General features: G+C 67.7%; 22 protein-coding genes. 11 read left to right on the top strand and 11 right to left on the bottom strand.

Features of this window, described 5'->3' with window-relative positions; translation table 11 throughout:
- Positions 1–38: 38 nt before the first annotated feature.
- The gene (gene fabG, locus LDO13_RS09235; protein WP_224046482.1) at positions 39–764 is read right to left on the bottom strand and encodes a 3-oxoacyl-ACP reductase FabG; all 726 of its coding nucleotides are present in this window, start codon (positions 762–764) and stop codon (positions 39–41) included.
- A 150-nt stretch (positions 765–914) separates the two neighbouring features.
- Between fabG and LDO13_RS09230 the strand changes: the two genes are divergently transcribed.
- From LDO13_RS09230 to LDO13_RS09215, 4 genes are read left to right on the top strand one after another with little or no spacing between them, the layout of a single operon-like run.
- Positions 915–1,418, top strand: a complete 504-nt coding sequence (locus LDO13_RS09230; RefSeq protein WP_224046481.1) for a DUF3099 domain-containing protein — start codon at positions 915–917, stop codon at positions 1,416–1,418.
- Positions 1,415–1,663 (top strand): hypothetical protein, encoded by a 249-nt coding sequence (locus tag LDO13_RS09225; protein ID WP_224046480.1) that lies wholly within the window; start codon positions 1,415–1,417, stop codon positions 1,661–1,663. The genes LDO13_RS09230 and LDO13_RS09225 overlap by 4 nt, the downstream gene beginning before the upstream one ends.
- On the top strand, positions 1,664–2,554 hold the full coding sequence (locus tag LDO13_RS09220) for an SURF1 family protein (protein WP_224046479.1): 891 nt from the start codon (positions 1,664–1,666) through the stop codon (positions 2,552–2,554).
- A gap of 4 nt (positions 2,555–2,558) precedes the next feature.
- Complete coding sequence (locus LDO13_RS09215; protein WP_224046478.1) at positions 2,559–3,035, top strand: YbaK/EbsC family protein; 477 nt, start codon at positions 2,559–2,561, stop codon at positions 3,033–3,035.
- A gap of 337 nt (positions 3,036–3,372) precedes the next feature.
- Here LDO13_RS09215 and LDO13_RS09210 read toward each other — a convergent pair whose 3' ends face one another.
- A complete protein-coding gene (locus LDO13_RS09210; RefSeq protein WP_224046477.1) occupies positions 3,373–4,971 on the bottom strand; it encodes an ABC-F family ATP-binding cassette domain-containing protein in 1,599 nt (532 codons plus the stop codon).
- A gap of 270 nt (positions 4,972–5,241) precedes the next feature.
- Here LDO13_RS09210 and LDO13_RS09205 point away from each other — a divergent pair, with 270 nt between their 5' ends.
- The 3 genes from LDO13_RS09205 to LDO13_RS09195 are packed head-to-tail and all read left to right on the top strand — an operon-like array spanning position 5,242 to position 7,363.
- Positions 5,242–5,937 (top strand): biotin transporter BioY, encoded by a 696-nt coding sequence (locus tag LDO13_RS09205; protein WP_224046476.1) that lies wholly within the window; start codon positions 5,242–5,244, stop codon positions 5,935–5,937.
- Entirely contained in the window at positions 5,934–6,686 is a 753-nt protein-coding gene (locus LDO13_RS09200) for an ABC transporter ATP-binding protein (RefSeq protein ID WP_224046475.1), read from the top strand. The genes LDO13_RS09205 and LDO13_RS09200 overlap by 4 nt, the downstream gene beginning before the upstream one ends.
- Positions 6,683–7,363, top strand: a complete 681-nt coding sequence (locus tag LDO13_RS09195; RefSeq protein ID WP_224046474.1) for an energy-coupling factor transporter transmembrane protein EcfT — start codon at positions 6,683–6,685, stop codon at positions 7,361–7,363. The genes LDO13_RS09200 and LDO13_RS09195 overlap by 4 nt, the downstream gene beginning before the upstream one ends.
- Positions 7,364–7,709: 346 nt before the next feature.
- Here the strand turns inward: LDO13_RS09195 and LDO13_RS09190 are convergent, their stop codons facing one another.
- Positions 7,710–8,930 (bottom strand): thiolase family protein, encoded by a 1,221-nt coding sequence (locus LDO13_RS09190; protein WP_224046473.1) that lies wholly within the window; start codon positions 8,928–8,930, stop codon positions 7,710–7,712.
- Complete coding sequence (locus LDO13_RS09185; RefSeq protein ID WP_224046472.1) at positions 8,923–10,335, bottom strand: AMP-binding protein; 1,413 nt, start codon at positions 10,333–10,335, stop codon at positions 8,923–8,925. Before LDO13_RS09185 ends, LDO13_RS09190 begins: the two co-directional genes overlap by 8 nt.
- Positions 10,336–10,393: 58 nt before the next feature.
- Here LDO13_RS09185 and LDO13_RS09180 point away from each other — a divergent pair, with 58 nt between their 5' ends.
- The gene (locus tag LDO13_RS09180; RefSeq protein ID WP_224046471.1) at positions 10,394–11,281 is read left to right on the top strand and encodes a neutral zinc metallopeptidase; all 888 of its coding nucleotides are present in this window, start codon (positions 10,394–10,396) and stop codon (positions 11,279–11,281) included.
- A 137-nt stretch (positions 11,282–11,418) separates the two neighbouring features.
- On the opposite strand, the gene LDO13_RS09175 is transcribed toward LDO13_RS09180, so the two are convergent.
- The 6 genes from LDO13_RS09175 to LDO13_RS09150 all read right to left on the bottom strand — a co-directional run bounded on the left by LDO13_RS09175 (position 11,419) and on the right by LDO13_RS09150 (position 16,677).
- A complete protein-coding gene (locus LDO13_RS09175) occupies positions 11,419–11,751 on the bottom strand; it encodes a metal-sulfur cluster assembly factor (RefSeq protein ID WP_056434018.1) in 333 nt (110 codons plus the stop codon).
- Between the two features lie 13 nt (positions 11,752–11,764).
- Entirely contained in the window at positions 11,765–12,562 is a 798-nt protein-coding gene (gene sufC, locus LDO13_RS09170; protein ID WP_224046470.1) for a Fe-S cluster assembly ATPase SufC, read from the bottom strand.
- 88 nt (positions 12,563–12,650) lie between these two features.
- Entirely contained in the window at positions 12,651–13,010 is a 360-nt protein-coding gene (locus LDO13_RS09165) for a non-heme iron oxygenase ferredoxin subunit (RefSeq protein ID WP_224046469.1), read from the bottom strand.
- A gap of 57 nt (positions 13,011–13,067) precedes the next feature.
- Positions 13,068–14,354, bottom strand: a complete 1,287-nt coding sequence (gene sufD, locus LDO13_RS09160) for a Fe-S cluster assembly protein SufD (RefSeq protein ID WP_224046468.1) — start codon at positions 14,352–14,354, stop codon at positions 13,068–13,070.
- The gene (gene sufB, locus LDO13_RS09155) at positions 14,354–15,817 is read right to left on the bottom strand and encodes a Fe-S cluster assembly protein SufB (RefSeq protein WP_224046467.1); all 1,464 of its coding nucleotides are present in this window, start codon (positions 15,815–15,817) and stop codon (positions 14,354–14,356) included. The genes sufD and sufB overlap by 1 nt, the downstream gene beginning before the upstream one ends.
- Positions 15,817–16,677, bottom strand: a complete 861-nt coding sequence (locus LDO13_RS09150) for a winged helix-turn-helix transcriptional regulator (RefSeq protein ID WP_224046466.1) — start codon at positions 16,675–16,677, stop codon at positions 15,817–15,819. The genes sufB and LDO13_RS09150 overlap by 1 nt, the downstream gene beginning before the upstream one ends.
- A gap of 126 nt (positions 16,678–16,803) precedes the next feature.
- On the opposite strand from LDO13_RS09150, the gene LDO13_RS09145 reads away from it, so the two are divergent.
- From LDO13_RS09145 to LDO13_RS09135, 3 genes are read left to right on the top strand one after another with little or no spacing between them, the layout of a single operon-like run.
- The gene (locus LDO13_RS09145; RefSeq protein WP_224046465.1) at positions 16,804–17,772 is read left to right on the top strand and encodes an ABC transporter ATP-binding protein; all 969 of its coding nucleotides are present in this window, start codon (positions 16,804–16,806) and stop codon (positions 17,770–17,772) included.
- Positions 17,769–18,578 carry an ABC transporter permease gene (locus LDO13_RS09140; RefSeq protein ID WP_224046464.1) on the top strand — a complete coding sequence of 270 codons (810 nt, stop codon included), beginning with the start codon at positions 17,769–17,771 and terminating at the stop codon, positions 18,576–18,578. The genes LDO13_RS09145 and LDO13_RS09140 overlap by 4 nt, the downstream gene beginning before the upstream one ends.
- A gap of 7 nt (positions 18,579–18,585) precedes the next feature.
- Positions 18,586–19,530 (top strand): COX15/CtaA family protein, encoded by a 945-nt coding sequence (locus LDO13_RS09135; RefSeq protein ID WP_224046463.1) that lies wholly within the window; start codon positions 18,586–18,588, stop codon positions 19,528–19,530.
- 91 nt (positions 19,531–19,621) lie between these two features.
- Here LDO13_RS09135 and LDO13_RS09130 read toward each other — a convergent pair whose 3' ends face one another.
- On the bottom strand, positions 19,622–20,584 hold the full coding sequence (locus LDO13_RS09130) for a heme o synthase (protein ID WP_224046462.1): 963 nt from the start codon (positions 20,582–20,584) through the stop codon (positions 19,622–19,624).
- Between the last annotated feature and the right edge of the window lie 252 nt (positions 20,585–20,836).

Raw genomic sequence — 20,836 nt, 5'->3', positions numbered from 1 at the left:
TCGCCGGCAGCACCAGCCGCCGTCGTCGGCTTTGGGTCCTAGTGGCCCATGCCGAGGCCGCCGTCGACCGGAATAACCGCGCCGGAGATGTACGCTGCCTCGTCGCTGGCGATCCAGCGGACCACATTGGCAACCTCGGAGGCTTCGGCGAAGCGGGCGGCGGGAACCTTGGACAGGTAGTCCTTCTGGGTTGCCTCGGACAACTCCGCCGTCATGTCGGTGTTGATGAAGCCGGGCGCCACCACGTTCGCGGTGATGCCGCGGGCGCCCAGCTCGCGGGTCAGGGAGCGGGCGATGCCGACGAGGCCGGCCTTGGAAGCGGAGTAGTTGATCTGGCCGGGCGCGCCGTACAGGCCCGAAACGGAGGAAATCAGGACTACGCGGCCCTTGCGTGCCCGGATCATGCCCTTGGACGCACGCTTGATCACACGGAAGGCGCCCGTGAGGTTGGTGTCGATGACGGAGGTGAAATCGTCTTCGCTCATCCGCATCAAGAGCGTGTCCTTGGTGATGCCGGCATTTGCCACCAGCACCTCGACGGCGCCGTGGGCGGCTTCAACTGCCGCGAACGCGGCGTCCACTGAGGCTTCATCCGTGACGTCTGCCTTCACGCCAAGAATGCCCTCGGGGAGCGCTGATTCGCTGCGGTAGGTCACGGCCACTTTGTCCCCGTTGGCGAGGAAGGCTTCGGCGATGGCGAGGCCGATTCCGCGGTTTCCGCCGGTGACCAGGACACTGCGGCCGGTGGTTGCTGTTTCAGACATGGGGGGCTCCGGAATTCTGCGGCGGACGGCGCCGCGGTGGGGGGCGGGATTTTCCTGCCTCCGATCTTAGCGCCCGGCTGGCCTGCGTTTGGGCGGCCCTGCCGTTGGTGAGAGAATTGCAGTAAGCCTTGGGAGCGTGATCTGACAGCCGTGACACTCAAAAACCGACCCGGTGTACCTGTGCCCGGGAACCCGGACGTCCCGTCCGTTGATTCCGAGGTTCACAGCATCACGGACGCCGCCACTGCGCATTCTGAAGAGATGCGCCAGCGGATGATCAAGTACGCCGTGGCGATGGGCATCCGTATGGTGTGCCTGATCCTGATTTTTGTGGTGGACGGCTGGTTCAAGATCATCCCGGTCATCGGGGCCGTTTTCCTGCCCTGGTTCGCGGTTATCATCGCCAATGGCAGTGACAAGGCGGAGGTTCATGCCGACTCGCTGCTGGACTATGCCCCGCTGGCCCAGCTCGATGCGCCGGCCGAGGCCGGTTCGGGCGGCCGGGAGCCGGAAGACCCCTCGATGACGCTGCTGCAGGGCGAGCTGGTCGATGACGAGGACGGGGACGCGGTCGCAGACGCCCCGGAGGATGGCCCGGGATTCCGCGCCGAAGACGCCGGGGACGACGGCGGCCCGGGGCGGGCGGCGTCGTGAATCTTTTTGACCTCACCGGAAACGCCGGGGCGGCAGGGCCCGCGGAGGCCGTGTGCTCCCGCAAGGCATGCCGGAGCGGCGCCGCATGGCAGCTACTCTGGAACAACCCCAAGATCCACACCCCGGAGCGCCGCAAGATCTGGCTGGCGTGCCCGGAACATCGGGCCTGGCTCGAGGACTATCTGCAGACCCGCGGGCTCTGGAAAGAGACTGTGGCATTGGACCCGGCAGGCAAGGCAAGCTGAATGTACCGTTTTCTTTTTTCCAGCAAGTGGCTGGGATATCTGCTGCTGGCCGCGATTTTCGCCGCCGCCTGCGTAGGACTGGGCCGTTGGCAGATGGACCGCCGCGCGGAGACACTCGCCGAGATCAACCGCGTCACCTCCAACTATTCCGCCACGCCTGTCCCCTTCGCCGAGGTCAAGGAGCAGTTCAGCTCCCTCGCGGCGGACCGCGAGTGGACCCAGGTGGAGCTCAAGGGCAGCTACGACGTCGACGGGCAGCGCGTAGTCCGCAACCGCCCGCTCAACGGCCAGCCCGGTTACGAAGTTGTTGTGCCCTTCCGGCTGGAAACCGGCGAGACAGTCGTCATTGACCGCGGGTGGCTGCCGATCGGCAACAACAATCCCGGCCGCCCGGACTCGATTCCGGCACCCCCGCAGGGCACCGTGACCGTCGTTGCCCGCCTCAAGCCGGCCGAGCCAGAGCTCCAGCGCGGCGCCCCGGACGGTCAGCTGGCCTCGATAGACCTCACTGCCTACGCGAACCAGCTGGGCTACCCGCTGCTGACGGGCGCCTACGGGCAGTTGGCGTCGGAGAGCCCGTCCGTGGCGGAGATGCCCTTCCCGTTCCCGAAGCCGTCCACCGACGAGGGCACGCACCTGTCCTACTCGCTGCAGTGGTTTGCCTTTGGCGTGTTGATGTTCATCGGCTTCGGGTACGCGGCCCGGCAGCAGGCCCGGAACGCGGCCATCGACGCCGAGGACGCCGATACCCAGGCGGCAGCCGGAGACCCCGACGGCGGCTTTATGCACTCCAGCGGACCGGTGGCCCGCCGTCGTCCAGTCCCCCGCAAGCGGAAGAACGCGACCGCGGAGGAAGAGGAAGACGCCATCCTGGACGCCCAGGGGTTCTGAGCCGGTGGCCGTCGTTGTTCCGGAGCCTGTGGCCCGGGTGAAGCGCGCGTTGACGGTGCTGGGCGCAGAAGACACCGTCACGGTATTCGATTCGAAAGTCCCGACGGCGGCCGCCGCCGCCGCCACGTTGGGCTGCGATGTCGCGGCGATCACCAACAGCCTCGTGTTCGACCTTGAGGGGGCTCCACTGCTGATCCTGGCCAGCGGTGCCGCGAGGGTGGACGTACTAAAGGTCGCCGCCCAGCTGGGCGGCGGCAAAATCCGCCGCGCTTCCCCCGATTTCGTGCTCGAACACACCGGCCAGGAAGTCGGTGGTGTAGCCCCGGTCGGCCACCCGGCGAAAATCAGGACACTCCTGGACGAATCACTCAAGATCCACGAGGTGCTCTGGGCGGGCGCGGGCGACCACAACTCGATGTTCTCGATCACCTACGAAGAGCTGCACCGCATCACCGGGGCCGAAGAAATGCCCGTCCGCTAAACGTGCCCGTGGCGGCCATGTGCGTCACATGGATGTGGGCGTCGGGGGCGCCGTGGCTGCGTCGGCGAATTGGCGGCCAGGGGTCACGAGGCGGCGAGGGAACGTGAGTGCGGCGGATCCTCGTCCGTTTGCCACGAATGGCCGCTAAGCCTGCCCCGATAGCGGCCATTTTCGTCACATGTACGTGTACGGGGTGGCGGAAGTGGGTCGCAGAGGTCATGGCCCTGCCGCCGGCTCAAAGGGTGACGATGCCCGCAAGCGCAGCGGAGCGGTCGATTTGTGTACGAGCGGGCACGCGGCAAATCGGGCGCGGCGCGAAGCGGACCAGAGACCCGCCCTACGCCAGCGTGATCAGGTCCAGGTAGTCTGCGTTCCAGAGGTCCTCGACGCCGTCGGGCAGCAGCACCACACGCTCCGGGTTCAGCGCCTCGACGGCACCCTCATCGTGGCTCACCAGCACTACGGCACCGGTGTAGTTGCTCAAGGCTCCGAGGATTTCGGCGCGGCTGGCCGGGTCAAGGTTGTTGGTGGGTTCGTCGAGGAGGAGCACGTTCGCGCTCGAGGCGACGATCGTCGCCAGCGCCAGGCGGGTCTTCTCGCCGCCGGAGAGCACACCGGCGGGCTTGTCGACGTCGTCACCTGAGAACAGGAACGAACCGAGGATGTTGCGCACTTCCGCGTCGTTCATGTCCGGGGCGGAGGAGCGCATGTTCTGCAGCACAGTCCGGTCGACGTCGAGCGTCTCGTGCTCCTGGGCGTAGTAGCCCACCTTCAGGCCGTGGCCCGCGACGACTTCGCCGGTGTCCGGCTTGTCAACGCCGGCCAGCATCCGCAGCAGGGTGGTCTTGCCGGCGCCGTTCAGGCCCAGGATGACCACCTTGGAGCCGCGGTCGATGGCGAGGTCCACGTCCGTGAAGATCTCCAGGGAACCAAAGGACTTGCTAAGGCCGTCCGCGGTGAGCGGGGTCTTGCCGCAGGGCGACGGATCCGGGAAGCGCAGCGCCGCTACGCGGTCGGTCGCGCGGACGGCTTCGAGGCCGCCCAGCAGACGCTCGGCACGCTTGGCCATGTTCTGCGCGGCGACGGCCTTGGTGGCCTTGGCACGCATCTTGTTCGCCTGGTCCATCAGGACCTGGGCCTTCTTCTCCGCATTGGCGCGCTCCCGCTTGCGGGCGCGCTCGTCCGTTTCGCGCTGCTGCAGGTAGCGCTTCCAGTCCATGTTGTAGAAGTCGATCTGCGCGCGGTTGGGATCCAGCAGGAACACCTTGTTCACGGTGGCTTCAAGCAGTTCCGTGTCGTGGCTGATCACGATCAGACCGCCCTGGTGGTTCTTCAGGAAGTCGCGAAGCCAGGTGATGGAGTCGGCGTCGAGGTGGTTGGTGGGCTCATCGAGGAGCATCGTCTCGGCGTCCGAATACAGGATGCGGGCAAGCTCCACACGGCGGCGCTGGCCACCGGAAAGAGTCTTCAGCGGCTGGTTCAGCAGCCGGTCCGGGAGCGCCAGGTTCGAGCAGATCGCGGCGGCCTCGGCCTCGGCCGCGTAGCCGCCGGCGGCCAGGAACTCCGATTCCAGCCGGTCGTAGCGGTTCATGGCCTTGCGCTGGACGTCGGCGTCGTCGCTGGCCATCTCTTCGTGGGCCACGCGGAGCTTCCCGACGGCGATGTCCAAACCGCGGGCGGACAGGATCCGGTCACGGGCCAGCTGCTCCATGTCAGGCGTGCGCGGGTCCTGCGGCAGGTAGCCGATCTCGCCGCTGCGCGTGACCTTGCCGCCGGCGGGGAGGCCCTCGCCCGCGAGAACACGGGTCAGCGTCGTCTTGCCTGCACCGTTACGGCCCACAAGGCCGATCTTGTCTCCCTTGTCGATCCGGAAGCTCACCTGGTCCATAAGGAGGCGGGCGCCGGCGCGCAGTTCGAGATCCTGGACGGTAATCAATGCAGCTAAGGCCTTTCACAACAGGGAATGCCGCGGCACAACGGTGGAGTCTGGAAAGGGCCGGGGCAGTGTGGCCGAGAGGACGGCCTCTCCAAGTCTACCGGCCCGGCCCCGGCCCCATGACATGGACCCCGGGCGGGAGCCTTTGGTGCTGCCCTCCAGCTGCCGGGCCGCCGGTTAGTGGAGCACCTACAAAAAACCCGCCCGGCCATGCTCGTACAGTCAGAAACAGAGAAGCATGTCCCCGATTCATTCGCGATAGGAACTCCCATGACACAGATTGACGGCACCGCTGCCGCCACCCCCGCCCGGCACCGGAACCGCTGGAACGCCACCGACCTGGGACTGATCGCCGTCTTCGCCGCGCTCGTTGCAGGATCCGCCCTGATCGCAGCCATCCCGGTTGGCGGACTCGGTGTTCCCATCACCCTGCAGACGCTCGCCGTGATGCTCACCGGCCTTGCCCTGGGCCCAGGCAGGGCCTTCGCCGCCGTCGGGCTCTACGTTCTCCTTGGTCTCGCCGGACTGCCGATCTTCAGTGGCGGACGCAGCGGACTCGGCGTCCTAGCCGGCCCCTCAGCGGGCTACATCATCGGCTTCGTGTTCGCTGCAACGGCGGTGGGCTGGCTCACCGTCGTCGTGTTCCGCCGCACTGCGGGCCGTCCCGGCAAGCTCCGCGCCGTCCTCCTTTTCGCCGCCGCGATGGTGAGCAGCCTCATCTTCGTCCACGGCCTTGGCATCCTGGGAATGATGGTCAACGCAAAGCTGGACTTCTCCAAAGCGTTTCTCGCCGACCTCGTCTTCTACCCCGGCGATGTGATCAAGAACGCACTGGCAGTGACCATTGCCCTGGCGCTGCACAAGGCGTTCCCGGACCTGCTCATCCGCAGGGTCCGGACCGCCGGGACCCCCCTCCCCGCGACCGCCACACCCGCTCCCGGCGCCGGGGCGGGCAGCCGGCCGTGAGCACCATCGTGCTGGACCGGGCTGCGGTGCGGGTCGCCGTCGACGGCCGCACGTCGCCCAAGACCCTGCTGGAGGAGCTGAGCCTGCGGCTCACTGAGCAGCGGATCGGCGTAATCGGCGCCAACGGTTCCGGCAAGTCCACCCTGCTGCGGCTCCTCAACGGACTCGTGGCGCCGAGCAGCGGCACCGTCACGGTGGACGGCTCAGATACGGTCCGCTCGGTGCGGGAAGTACGACGCCGGGTCGGCTTCGTCTTCACCGATCCGCTGTCGCAGCTGGTGATGCCGACCGGGCGGGAGGACGTTGAACTGTCACTCCGGCGTTCGGTCCGAAACGCCCGCGAACGCAGCAGCCAGGCGGAGGCCACCCTGGACCGTTTCGGCCTCCTGCCCCTGGCGGACCAGAGCATCTATGAGCTTTCCGGCGGGGAGCGGCAGCTCTTGGCCCTCGCGGCGGTCCTCGCTGTCGACCCGGAAGTGCTGGTCCTCGACGAGCCGTCGACCCTGCTGGACCTGCGCAACAGGGAGCTGCTCCGGCGGACGCTGGCCGGGCTCAGCCAGCAGATCATCCTTTCCACGCACGACCTGGAACTCGCGCTGGACCTGGACCGGGTCCTCGTCGTCGACGCAGGGTCGGTGGTGTTCGACGGCGGTCCGGCCGCCGCCGTCGCCCACTACCGGGAGCTCTGCGCGGCGTTCCCCCCGGCTCCGGGCGGAGGGCTGGAAAAACCGCGCCAGGGGCAACTGTGAGCGGCCACGGATTCCTGCTGGCCAACTACGTGCCCGGGAACTCCGTGGTGCACCGCGCGCCGCTGTGGCTGAAATTCCTGCTGGTCCTCGGCTGCGGGATGGCGTCGTTCCTGATTGTGGACTGGGCCGTGGCGGCCGCCGCCCTGGTGCTGATGTGTGCACTGTTCCTGCTCAGCGGGGCAGGGTTCCCGCGCCTGTTCCGGGCGGTGCGGCCCGTGTTGCCCGTCCTCGCGGCCATCGGACTGTTCCAGTGGTGGCAGCTCGGCGGGCCCACGGCGGCACGGATTGTGCTCAACGTGCTGGTTTGTATTGTGGCGGCGTCGATCCTCACCGCCACCACTCCGGTGCAGCGGCTGCTGGACGGGGTAGCTTCCCTGGCGATGCCGTTCCAGCGCTTCGGGGCGGATCCGGAGCGCTTCGCCCTGACGATCGCCATCATGCTGCGCAGTATCCCGTTCATCGCGGGCGCGTACAGCGATGTCCGCGATTCCGCCCGGGCCCGCGGACTGGAACGCAACCCCCGGGCGCTGATCCTTCCGGTCTTCATCACCACCGTGGCCTTCGCCCGGCAAACCGGCGACGCCCTCGCCGCCCGCGGCCTGGGCGAGGCCGAGCACAACGACGAGGACCAGCACTCGCCCGGGCCCGCATCCCCAGGGGGACATGCGCTCCCCTGAGTGTGGAGGGTGGACATAAGCCCAGTATGTTCACTGGCCGCGCCAAGGAATGGGCATGTCCCCCGGTGGCTTCGTGCGGGTCTGGGCTCCGAAGCCGTAGGACCACTGGACATGCTCTCCCCTGAGCGTGACGGGTGGACATAACCCCGGTATGTCCTTCGCCCGCGCCCAGGAATGGGCATGTCCCCCCCGTGGCATCGGGCGGGTCTGGGCTCCGAAGCCGTAGGACCACTGGACATGCGCTCCCCTGAGCGTGACGGGTGGACATAACCCCGGTATGCCCATCGCCCGCGCCCAGGAATGGGCATGTCCCCCGGTGCCGAGGCGAAGCCGCCACGAGCACCTGCTACAAAATGCTGCGGTACTCCAGCAGCGCGGCTGTTCCCATGCCCCCGGCGATGCTGATCATTGCCAGCGCCAGTTGCCCCTCGACCGGATCGCGGCGAGCCTGCGCCAGCAAACGCGTGACCAGCACCGCGCCGGACGCCCCGTAGGCGTGGCCCAGGGCCAGGGCGCCGCCGTCGAGGTTGGCGCCCTCCGGCGGGATGCCGAGCCGGTCCAGGCACGCCAGGGTCTGGGACGCGAACGCCTCGTTGAACTCGACCAGCCCCAGCCCGGCGGCTGGGACGCCACACCGTTCCAGCAGTCGTTCGGCTGCCGCGGCCGCCCCGATGCCTAGCAGTTCCGGGTCCACGCCGGCCGTGTCCGTGCCGCGCACCAGGAATCCGTTGGTGGCCCCCAGTTCCCGGGCGCGCTGCACCGAGGTGATGACGACGGCGGCGGCGCCGTCCGCATCGAAGCAGGAGTTCCCGGCGGTGACGGTGCCACCCTCGGCGAACACCGGAGGGAACCGGGCCAGCACGGCTGCGGTCAACGCGCGGCGCGGCCCGTCGTCGGCCGTCACCGTGCCGCCGTCGGGACCAACAGCCCCGTCCGGCCCCGCAACGCCGTCGAGCTGGACGATTTCGGCGTCGAACACCCCCGCGGCGGCGGACGCCAGGGCACGCTGGTGGCTGCGCAGCGCCAGCTCGTCCTGCCGCTCCCGGCTGATACCGAAGCGTTCGGCAACATTTTCAGCGGCAACGCCCATGACCGGGTCGCCGAGGCCCTTGGGTGCGAACTGCGCCCGGGAGAAGAATTCGGGGTCGCCCTGGGAATTCCGGCGGGCCCGCAGCGGCGCCGTGCTGATGCTCTCCACTCCGCCGGCCAGGTACAGGCCGCCGCCTCCGGCGGCCACGAGCTGGGCGGCTAGCACGATCGCGTCGAGTCCGGAGCCGCACTGACGGTCCACCGTGACGCCGGGGACGCTGAAAGGCAGGCCCGCTTCGAGGGCGGCCAGCCGGGCCACGTTCCCGCCGCCGCCCACTGCGTTGCCGATCACCACATCCGCCACCGATTCCGGAGCCGCTCCGGCGTCGGCCAGCAGGCTGCGGAGTACGGGGGCGAGGAGTTCGTGGGCGTGCAGGCTTTTCAGGGCACCGTTGGCGCGGCAGACCGGGGTGCGCCGGGCCGCGATGATGACAGGCTGCCGGTCGTCGGGAAGAATCCGCGTCTCCTGCTCAGCCAAGGCGCCGGATCCGGGGGTCGTTGCGCGCAATCCAGTCAAGCAGCAGTTCCCGGCTGAGCTTGCCCCGGTCAGTGAGGGGGAGTTCGGCCAGGGCGAAGTACTCCAGCGGCCGTTTGTTCCGCGCCAGCACGTCCTCCACGCCGGCCTTCAGCTGCGTGGCAGTCACCCCGCCGTGGGACGGAACGATGCCGGCGACGACCTTTTGGCCCCGGAGATCGTCCGCCAGGCCGGCGGCCACGGCGGCGGCAACGCCGGGTACGGATGCCAGTGCCAGCTCCACCTCGTGCGGGTAGACGTTGGTCCCGGCCGTGATGATCATGTCCAAGCGGCGCCCCAGCATGTGCAGGGTCCCGCGGTCGAGGTAGCCCTGGTCCCCCACCGTGTGCCAGCCGTCGAAACTCTGCAGGGCCTGGCCGTCGTCGCCCCAGAGGTACCCGTCGCTGACCATCCCGCTGCGGACACAGATGTTGCCGTCGGCGCCGTCCGGCAGTTCGACTCCGGCGTCGTCGAGGATGCGGATCTCGACGCCGGGAAACGGCTTCCCGATTCCGGTTCCGCGCTGCTCCGGCGGCTGGCCGGGCCGGAGTCCGGCCCCGGAGACAAAGCTCAGCTCGGAGGCGCCGTAGTACTCGAAGATGGTCGCATTGGGCGCCCAGCGGCGGGCAGCCTCGAGAGTCCGGGCGTCCAGTTTCGAACCGGCACAGATGATGCTCCTGATCCCGGAGGCGTCCACGCCGCCGCTCAGTCCCCGCTCGCTGAGGAGCCGCAGCATCGTGGGTACGAGCACCAGCCGGGTGATTCCGTCATGGCTGACCGCGGCGTGGGCGTCGCCGACGTCGAACTGTGACAGGGTGTGGAACTCCGAGCCGGCGTACAGGCATTCGGCCAGTGCGTAAAGGTTGAGGCTTGCCGCGAGCGGCCCGGGCGCCAGGGTCTTGTCGTCGGCGGCCAGGCCAAAAAACTCGATCGACGCGTCGAAGGACAGCTGCCAGGACCGCCGTGTGCGGGAGAAGGCCTTGGGCACGGACGTGGTCCCGGACGTCAGGCCGATTAGGAACGTCGTGTCCGGGAGCCCGTCGGCGAGTTCCGTAGCGGTGAGGGCGTCCGCAGCGGCGGCTCCCGTCGACAGGCCGCGGATCCGGTCCCTGATCGCGTCCTGCAGTTGCTGGTGCCACGTCGGGTCCAGCACGGCACACTGCCGTTCCCCGGCAACGCCGGCCGCGAAGGCCGCGGCGAAGTGCAGCGAATTCTCTTCCGACAGCACGGTCACGGCGGGTGCGCCCGGCACCAGCCCGGCGGCCGTGTCCCGCAGCTCTTCCCAGCTCAGGCGCTGCCCGGCCACGACGACGGCGGTCCCGTCGGGGCGGTCATCGGCCCAGCGCTGAAGTCTGTCGAGGAAAGGCATCAGACCAACTTTACCGGCCGGGAGCCGTCCGCAAGGCGGCACGCGATATTGTGACAGCATGAGTTTCAATGACAATGTTCAGCTGGATCCCTCGCAGGTCCAGGACCGCCGCGGCATGGGCCGCGGCGTCAAAGTCGGGGGCGGGATCGGCGGCGGCATCATCCTGCTGATCGCGGCCCTGCTCGGCATCAATCCGAGCCTGCTGGAAGGCCTAGGCGCCGGCACGCAGGATCCCGGATCGCAAAGCCAGGGCACCGCCCCTGCGTGCACGACCGGCGCCGACGCCGACGCCCGGCTCGACTGCCGCATCACCGGAACGGTCAACAGCCTGAACGCCTTCTGGCCCGCCTACCTCGCCCAATACAACAGGCAGTATCCGCAGCCTGACACGGTGATCTTCGACGCGGCCACCAACACCGGCTGCGGCTCGGCGACCTCGGATGTGGGCCCGTTCTATTGCCCCGCCGACTCCACCGCGTACTTCGACCCGGGCTTTTTCCAGGAACTCGTGGACCGCTTCGGTTCCTCCGGCGGACCCCTCGCCCAGGAATACGTGGTGGCGCACGAGTTCGGCCACCACATCCAGAACGTGCTGGGGAACCTGGACCGGGCCCAGCAGGATCCGCAGGGACCGGAATCCGGTGCCGTCCGGGTGGAGCTGCAGGCTGACTGCTACGCCGGGCTGTGGGTCCGCTACGCCACGACCCAGCAGGATCCCAAGACCGGGCTGCCGTTCCTGGAGCCGCTGACGGAGCGGGATCTGCAGGATGCCCTCTCCGCCGCCTCCGCCGTCGGTGACGACCGGATCCAGAAAGCCGCGACGGGCCGGGTCTCCCCCGAGGCCTGGACGCACGGTTCCAGCGCCCAGCGGCAGAAATGGTTCTACCAGGGCTACTCGACCGGCGACATCAACCAGTGCGACACGTTCGCCGTCGCCACCCCATGACCCGATAGCCCCATCGACTGCTCCGTGCCTGCCGTTATGGGCCGCCAAAAGGGCGGTTGCGGAACAACCGACGGGACGACGACGGCGGGCCCACCTCAGAAAGGTGGACCCGCCGTCGTCGTTTAAGCGGTGCGGTTCTAGATGTTGAAGCCGAGGGCGCGCATCTGGTCGCGGCCGTCCTCGGTGATCCGTTCCGGACCCCACGGCGGCATCCACACCCAGTTCAGGCGCCATTCGTCGACAACCCCGTCCAGGGCCTTGCCGACCTGCTCCTCGATCACGTCGGTGAGCGGGCAGGCGGCCGTGGTGAGCGTCATGTCGATCAGCAGGGCGCCGTCGTCGTCTGAGTACTTCAGGCCGTACAGCAGGCCCAGGTCAACGATGTTCACACCCAGTTCAGGGTCGATCACATCCTTGAGTGCCTCTTCGACATCCTCGAGGCCCGTGCGGGCCACATTGAGTTCGGTCATCGTGAAGTCCTAACTAGGCCTGTGCTGCAGCGGACGCAGCAGCGATGGTGGCTGCCCCGGCGCCGGTGGCGTAGCGGTCGTAGCCTTCTTCTTCGAGGCGGTCGGCGAGCTCCGGGCCGCCCTCTTCAACAACCTGGCCGTCGACGAACACGTGCACGAAGTCCGGCTTGATGTAGCGCAGGATCCGGGTGTAGTGCGTGATGAGCAGGGTGCCCATGTTGCCTTCGGAGTGGGCGCGGTTGACGCCCTCGGAGACAACCTTGAGTGCGTCGACGTCCAGGCCGGAGTCCGTCTCGTCGAGGATGGCGAACTTCGGCTTGAACAGCTCCAGCTGGAGGATTTCGACGCGCTTCTTCTCGCCGCCGGAGAAGCCTTCGTTGACGTTGCGCTGGGTGAAGTCGGCGTCGATGCGCAGCTGCGCCATGGCGGCCTTGACGTCCTTGGTCCAGGTGCGCAGCTTGGGTGCTTCGCCGTCGATGGCCGTCTTGGCGGTGCGCAGGAAGTTGGTCATGCTGACGCCGGGAACCTCGACGGGGTACTGCATGGCCAGGAACATGCCGGCGCGGGCGCGCTCGTCGACGCTCATCGCGAGGACGTCTTCGCCGTCCAGCGTGATGGTGCCGGAGGTGACGTTGTAGCGCGGGTGCCCGGCGATGGTGGACGCCAGGGTGGACTTGCCGGAACCGTTCGGGCCCATGATGGCGTGGGTCTCGCCCGTCCGGATGGTCAGGCTGACGCCCTTCAGGATTTCCTTCGTGCCCTGCTCGGTGTCAATGCTGACGTGCAGGTCCTTGATCTCAAGAGTAGACATGTGCCTTGTTCTCCTCTGCACTGTGCCCTTCGGCACGGTGCGTTTCTTGTCGATAAGTTCTGTTGTGCGGGTGGCCGGCTGCAGGCAGCTAGCTGAAGTTCGGAGCCGCGGCGCCGTTCAGGACGTTGGTGAAGTCCACATAGACCTCGTCGTCCAGCACGGTCACTGCGAAGACGGGAACAGGATCATACGCAGGCAGCTGGAGCGGCTCGCCGCTGCGCAGGTCGAACTGGGAGCCGTGGCCCCAGCACTCGATCATGCAGCCTTCAACCTCGCCCTCGGAAAGGGAGATGTCCGCGTGCGAGCAGGTGTCACCGATGGCGTGGATTTCGCCCATCGAGTCCTTGACGATCGCGACAGGGTAGTCGTCGACCAGGATCCGCAGCGCCTGCTTGAGTTGGATCTCACTGGCGTTGCAGACGAGCTCGCCTCTTGGCTGTTCAGTCATTGATGCTTCCCGTGCTTCTGTGTTCTCTAGCGCTTCTGTGTTCTCTAGTGCTTCGCACTAGTGGTTCGTTGCCGCGAGTTCGCGCTCGACGGCTTCCGTGAGGCGCTCTTCGATGGCCGGAACGTTGATCTTCTGGATGATCTCGTTCAGGAAGCCGCGGACCACCAGCCGGCGGGCCACCTCTTCCGGAATGCCGCGGGCCATCAGGTAGAACAGGTGCTGGTCGTCGAACCGTCCGGTGGCGCTGGCGTGGCCGGCGCCGGCGATCAGGCCGGTTTCGATTTCCAGGTTCGGCACGGAGTCGGCGCGGGCGCCGTCGGTGAGGACCAGGTTGCGGTTGGCCTCGTAGGTGTCGGTGCCTTCTGCTTCCTTGCGGATCAGGACGTCACCCACCCAGACGGTGTGCGCGTTGCGGCCCTGCAGGGCGCCCTTGTACAGCACGTTGGACTTGCAGTTGGCGACGGCGTGGTCCACGAAGAGGCGCTGCTCCAGGTGCTGGCCGGCGTCGGCGAAGTACAGGCCGAACAGTTCCACTTCGGCGCCCGGGGCAGTGAAGCGGGCCGACGGCGTGACGCGGACAAGGTCGCCGCCGAGGCTGACGACAATGTGCTTGAACTTGGCGTCGCGGCCAAGCTTCGCCTGCTGGGAGGAGGCGTGCACGGCGTCGTCGTTCCATTCCTGGAGCGAGATGACGGTGAGCTGCGCGCCGTCCTCCACGAGGATCTCGATGTTCTCCGACACGACGGCGGTGCCCTGGTGGTCCAGGACGACGACGGCCTTGGAGAACTTCTCCGCGACGATCACGATGTGCTGGGCGGAAGCCCCGGTGCCCTGGCCGGTCAGCAGGACGCTGACTTCCCCTTCGGCCTGGACCTCGGCGGGAACCGTGATCACGGTGGCCTCGGTGAAGTTCTCCCAGGCGTTCGCGGACACACGGTCCTCAGGGATGGCTGCGGAGCCGATCCGGGCGTCGTCCCGGCCGACGGTCTCCACGCGGACGCTGTCCGGGCCGGTGACGGCCACGGACGGGGCGGCGCCGTTGAGGACCTCGGTGTGCAGGCCGCGGAGGCGCTTAAGCGGGGTGAACCGCCAGTCCTCTTCCATGCCGGTCAGCGGCTTGAAGTCCGCCAGCTTGTAGGAGGTCAGTCGGCCGGCGCGTGAGCTGTCCGGAACGCCGACGCCGCCGCCGTGCGAGTGCCGCTTCACGGCCTCGCCGGCCAGCGGGGACTTGGACTCCGCGGCGTTCAGCGGTGACAGGCTCTCGCCTTCCTCGGTGAAACCGTTGATGAACGGCTGGGCTGACGGCGCGCCGATGCGGGCCTTTTCAGTAGTGATGTCAGTCATTAACCGACCGATCCTTCCATCTGCAGTTCAATCAGGCGGTTCAGCTCGAGGGCGTATTCCATCGGCAGCTCACGGGCAATCGGCTCGATGAAGCCGCGGACGATCATCGCCATGGCCTCGTCCTCGCGCATGCCGCGGGACATCAGGTAGAACAGCTGTTCTTCGCTGACACGCGAGACCGTGGCCTCGTGGCCCATGGTGACGTCATCCTCGCGGATGTCGATGTACGGGTACGTGTCGGAGCGGCTGATGGTGTCCACCAGCAGGGCGTCGCAGCGGACCGTGTTGGCCGAGTGCTTGGCGCCTTCGCGGACCTGGACCAGGCCGCGGTAGGCAGCGCGGCCGCCGCCGCGGGCCACGGACTTGGACACGATCGAGCTCTTGGTGTTCGGCGCGATGTGGACCATCTTGGAGCCGGTGTCCTGGTGCTGGCCTTCGCCGGCGAACGCGATGGACAGGGTCTCGCCCTTGGCGCCCTCGCCCACAAGGTAGACGGCCGGGTACTTCATGGTGACCTTGGAGCCGATGTTGCCATCGATCCACTCCATGGTCGCGCCCTCTTCGCAGATGGCGCGCTTGGTGACCAGGTTGTACACGTTGGTGGACCAGTTCTGGATGGTCGTGTAGCGGACGCGGGCGCCCTTCTTCACGATGATCTCCACAACGGCGGAGTGCAGCGAGTCCGAGGTGTAGATCGGCGCCGTGCAGCCTTCGATGTAATGGACGTAGGAGTCCTCGTCGGCGATGATCAGCGTGCGCTCGAACTGGCCCATGTTTTCCGTGTTGATGCGGAAGTAGGCCTGCAGCGGGATGTCCACGTGGACGCCCTTGGGGACGTACACGAAGGAACCGCCGGACCAGACGGCCGTGTTCAGCGAGGCGAACTTGTTGTCGCCCACCGGGATGATGGTGCCGAAGTACTCCTGGAAGATCTCCGGGTGCTCCCGCAGCGCGGTGTCGGTGTCCAGGAAGATGACGCCCTGCGCTTCCAGGTCCTCGCGGATCTGGTGGTACACGACCTCGGATTCGTACTGGGCCGCGACACCGGAGACGAGGCGGCTGCGCTCGGCTTCCGGGATGCCCAGCTTCTCGTAGGTGTTCCGGATGTCCTCGGGCAGGTCTTCCCAGGTGGCAGCCTGCTTCTCCGTGGAACGCACGAAGTACTTGATGTTGTCGAAGTCGATGCCGGAGAGGTCCGCGCCCCAGGTGGGCATGGGCTTGCGGTCGAAGTACTTCAGGCCCTTGAGGCGCAGGTCCAGCATCCACTCCGGCTCGTTCTTCTTGGCCGAAATGTCACGGACGACGTCCTCATTGATGCCGCGGCGGGCGTTGGCCCCGACATCGTTCTTGTCGGACCAGCCGTACTCATAGGTACCGATTCCGTGGAGCTCGGGATTCTTTTCCAGAATCTCCGAAATCACAGTGGATTCAGCAACCTTCTTCTCTGATAGTTGGTCCGTCATCACGGCCTTTCTTGCAGATGGTTGGATACTTCGTCCGGGTTGCCCGTGCCCTCGGGGCTGGGAGCCCCGACGGCGGCCGGACGGCCCGTAGGTATGTGGGTGGTGCAGACATGGCCGCCGCGCGCCAGTGTGGAAAGCCGCCGGACATCGACGCCGACCAGCCGGGAGAACACATCGGTCTCCACGTCGCAGAACACGGGGAACTGCGCGGCCAGCTGCTGGATGGGGCAGTGGCCCTGGCACAGCTGGACGCTGGAGAGCGCAGCCGGCAGGGGTGCCTTGGCCTCGATCGACGCAGTGGAGGCCACGAACCCGTCCCGGCTGAGCGCAGCGGAGAGTGCCTGCGCCCGGGCGGTGATGTCAGGGCCGGCCGCGTCGATTTCCGGTGCGTAGCGGCGCTCCATGTCCCCGAAGCGCTCGACGGCGAACTGCCGCACGGCTTCGGGACCGGCCATCTCGCCAAGGCGCTGCAGCGCCAGGGCGGCAATGTCCAGGTAGTCGTTGCCGAGCGTGGACTGGCCCTGGGAACTGAGCACATAGCGTCGGGCGGGGCGCCCGGCACCCGCACCGGCGCGGGTAGCGCGCTTGACCTCGATCACTCCGTCGCGCGAAAGGTGGTCGAGGTGCCGGCGGACCGCGGCGGGTGTGAAGCCGAGCAGATCGCCGAGTTCGGCGGCGCTGATGGGGCCATGCTCCAGGACGGCGTTCAGGACGCGGTCCCGGGTGCGTTCCTCGGCGTCGGCCGCAGGGAAGGCTGCTGAGGCCCGCGCTGCCAGCGATCCCGCTGCCCCGGAGGGGGCTGCCGATGCCACGCGCGAGCGGCCGGGCCCGGCGGGCGCGGCAGAAGTCGGGGCGGTCATGGAATACACAACACAATCATGTCCTAATTTAGTCCCCTGATCCAGTAAGGCATGGCTATCCTCCGGGCAGCCGGCGGGTCCGGCCGCCGCCGGACCCGGACGTACTACATCCCGTAGAATGCTGTGGTGCGATCCCCCGAATCCCCCGTCCTGTCCATCAGCGGGCTAGTCAAGGATGTTGGTCCACTGTCCACCCTCGACGGCAAGATGCTTCGTGTGGTCAGCGGCCTTTCCCTCGTCGCCGAACGCGGACAGGTGACAGCCCTGCTGGGAGCCAACGGTGCCGGCAAGACCACCACCATCGAATGCGCCCAGGGACTCCAGAAACGCACCCACGGCAGCATCAGCCTCCTGGGCGAGGACCCGGACACGGCCGGCGCCGGGCTGCGGGCCCGCGTCGGCGTGATGCTGCAGGACGGCGGCCTGCCGCCGTCGGCCCGTCCCATTCCCCTGCTCAAGCATATTGCCGGCATGTACCAGGACCCCTGGCCGGTCGGGGAGCTCGTTGACCGCCTCGGCATCGACGTGTTCAGCCGGACCTCCGTGCGGCGGCTCTCCGGCGGACAGAAGCAGCGGCTCGCCCTGGCGGCAGCCCTCGTGGGCAACCCCGACGTGCTCTTCCTCGACGAGCCGAGCGCCGGCCTGGACCCGCAATCGCGCCAACTCGTGTTCGAGCTCATCTCCGAACTCAGGAACCGCGGGATGGGCATCGTCCTGACCACGCACCTCATGGATGACGCCCAGCGTCTGGCCGATTACGTCTACATCATCGACGCCGGCCGCAATGTTGCCGAGGGGACAGTCGCACAGCTCCTGGAGCACCCGCTGCCGCCCGGGGCCGGGGAACAGCACATCCGCACCCTGCTGTTCGAGGCCGACCCCGGACTGGATTTCACCGGAGTGCTCCCCGACGGCATCGACGTCACCGAGGCGCGGGCGGGCAGCTACGCCGCGACCGGCGCCCTCACCCCGGCCGACCTGGCCGCGATCACCGCGTGGTGGGCGGCCCGGGGAATCATGCCACGTTCCCTGAGCCTTGAGGCCCGCAGCCTCGAGGACGTCTTCCTCGACATCTCCGGAAGGGAGATCCGATGACCCGCGACAGCGCCGCACTGGGGAACGCGCCTTCGGGCAGTGCCCTGCCGGCCCGCCCCCTTGGCGGTGCCCCGGCCACGCTGCTGCGGCGCATCGTCCAGCAGGGCCGGTACGAAACCGTCACCATGCTGCGGAACGGCGAACAGCTGATCCTGGCCATTGTGCTTCCGCTGCTGGCCATGGTGGGCCTGACCGTCACACCCCTGCTGGACGGGTTCGGCGCGAGCCGGATCAATGTGGCCGTGCCGGGCATCCTGGCGCTGTGTGCCATGTCCACCGCTTTTACCGGCCAGGGGATCTCCACCGGCTTTGACCGCCGCTACGGGGTTCTGCGCTTCCTCTCCACCACCCCCCTGGGCCGCACCGGGCTGATCGCCGGGAAGGTCCTCGCGGTCCTCGCGGTGCTGTTCCTGCAGGTGCTGGTGGTCACGGCCGTGGCCTTGGTGCTGGGCTGGCAGCCGGATCCGCAGGGATGGGCCCCGGCACTTGCCCTGCTGGTGCTCGGGGCCGCCGCGTTCACGGCGCTTGGGCTGCTGGTGGCGGGCACCGTCCGGCCGGAAGCGACCCTGGCCATCACCAACCTGCTGTGGATCCTGCTGGGTGCCCTCGGCGGGATCGTGATCCCCGCCGAACGGCTGCCCGCCCTGCTGGAGGCGTTCGTTCAGTTCCTTCCCTCCGGCGCCCTGGGACAGGGAATGCGGGAAGCATTCCTGTCCGGCACCGTCAACCCTGTGTCCGTACTTGTCCTGCTGCTCTGGACGGCGATTGCCGGCGGCGCAGCAACCCGTTGGTTCAAATGGAATTGAGAAAACTGTGAGCACGGCCTCCCGCCCTCCCCGGACCGCTTCCCGGAACATCTCGTGGCTGCCCGTCACCGTCGACAAGACGGTGAAGCGGCTGGCCGTGTTGTCCCTGATCGGCCAGACCATCCTGATCGTGACCGGCGGCGCCGTCCGCCTCACCGCCTCGGGCCTGGGCTGCCCCACCTGGCCCCGCTGCACGGACGCCTCGCTGGTGAACACTCCCGAAATGGGAATCCACGGCATTATCGAATTCGGCAACCGGCTCCTCACCTTCGCCCTGGCCGCCATCGCCGTGGCGATGCTCGTGTACCTGTGGAATCTCCGCAAGGAACGCCGCGACCTCTTCCTGCTCGCCCTGGGGCTGCTTGCCAGCATCCCGGCGCAGGCCATTATCGGCGGCGTCACGGTGCTGACCCAGCTGAACCCTTGGGTGGTGGGGCTGCACTTCCTGGTCTCGATGGCCCTCGTGGTCGTGGCGACCCTGCTGGTCAACCGCGCGTACGGGCGGACAGGAAAATTCCGGGTGGCTGATCTGCCGGCCCTGCCTGGTACCGCGCGCCCCCTGATGTCCGCCGTCGCACTGTTCTCCGCCCTGGCCGTATGCCTGGGCGTCGTGGTCACCGGCGCCGGCCCGCACGCCGGCGACGCCGACGCCCCGCGCAACAACCTGGACTGGGACCTGTTCTCGCACATCCACGCCGTCCCTGCCTACCTGGTCACCGCCGGGACTCTGTTCGCGCTGTACCTCGTCCTGCGCGACCGGATTGCCGGCCCGTTCCGCACGGCCGTCGTGCTGCTCCTGGGCGTCACCGTGCTGCAGGCCGTCATCGGGTTCACCCAGTACTACAACGGCATCCCGGCGCTCCTGGTTGCGGCGCACATGCTCGCGGCCGCCCTGCTGATGAGCGCGGCCACGAACGCCGCGGACCTGGCCCGCAGCAGCCCGGTCAAGTAGGCGCCACAAACAACAACGCGGGGTCAGATACCGTCCATGCCGGGCTTCCGGATGGGCGGTATCTGACCCCGCGTTGTTTTGTGCTCTTTGGTCAGCCGCCCATGATGGCGGAGCCGACGAACGGGTCCACGGCGAGGGCGATGAAGAGCAGGGTCAGGTAGCTGATGGAGCCGTGGAAGACCTTCATGGCGCCCTTGTTGGACACGTCGCCGGCCTGCGCGCGGTTGTACAGCGCGTGCGATTCGTAAAGGAACCACGCTCCGGCGAGCACGGCGGTGACGGTGTAGACCCAGCCTGCGCCGCCGGCGGGTACCAGCAGCAGCGAGCAGGCCACCATGGCCCACGCGTACAGGACCACCTGGACCGAGACAACCTTGGCCCCGGCGATCGCGCCCAGCATCGGCACGTTGGCGTTGCGGTAGTCCTCGCCGTAGCGCATGGACAGCGGCCAGTAGTGCGGCGGGGTCCAGAGGAAGATCACCATAAAGAGGACGACGGCGGGCCATTCCACCGTGTTGGTGACGGCGGCCCAGGCAATGAGCACCGGGAAGCAGCCGGCCGCCCCGCCCCACACGATGTTCTGGGCCGTGCGGCGCTTGAGGATCATCGTGTAGATGACGACGTAGAAGACGATCGCGCCGAGCCCGAGCCAGGCTGCGAGCGGGTTGGCCCCGAACCAGAGGATTGCGATCGCCGCCGCGCCCAGGAGCCAGGAGAAGACCAGCGCTTCACGCGGGGTGACCTCACCCGTGACCAGGGGGCGGTTCTCCGTGCGGTGCATCAGTTTGTCGATGTCGCGGTCCAGGTAGCAGTTGAACGCGCCTGCGCTGCCGGCGGCAAACGCCCCGCCCACGAGGGTCGCCAGGATCAGGCCGATCGACGGGAAGCCGCGTTCGGCGTAGATCATGGTCGGCAGGGTGCTGACCAGCAGGAGTTCGATGACGCGGGGTTTCGTGAGCGCCAGGTAGGCCTTGGCTTTGCGGGCGAAGCCGATTCTTCCGCGGGTGGGCGAAGCGGTCAGCGGCGTATCTGTTGTGCTCACGGTGGCAGTCACTCTGTTCTGTCTGGCTGTTCAGTCCGGCTGGTTCCGCAACGCGGGTTGCATATCGAGGGGGTCCACGCGCAGTGCACAGGCGTGTCCGTCGCCCCCGTTGGTAGCCACGAACCATCATACCGTGCAGGCGCTGGACGGCAGGTTCCGGGAACGGCGCGGCCGCACCCCCATGATTCGAACAGATTAACGCGGGCTCACGGCCGCCGCGGATGCCGGTGATTCATATAAGCGTAAATCCCGTCCAATTGGTGA

Source organism: Arthrobacter sp. NicSoilB4, from assembly GCF_019977335.1.
GTDB lineage: Bacteria > Actinomycetota > Actinomycetes > Actinomycetales > Micrococcaceae > Arthrobacter.
Note: the sequence above shows the minus strand (reverse complement) of the source record. Positions and strands in the feature narration are given on the sequence as shown.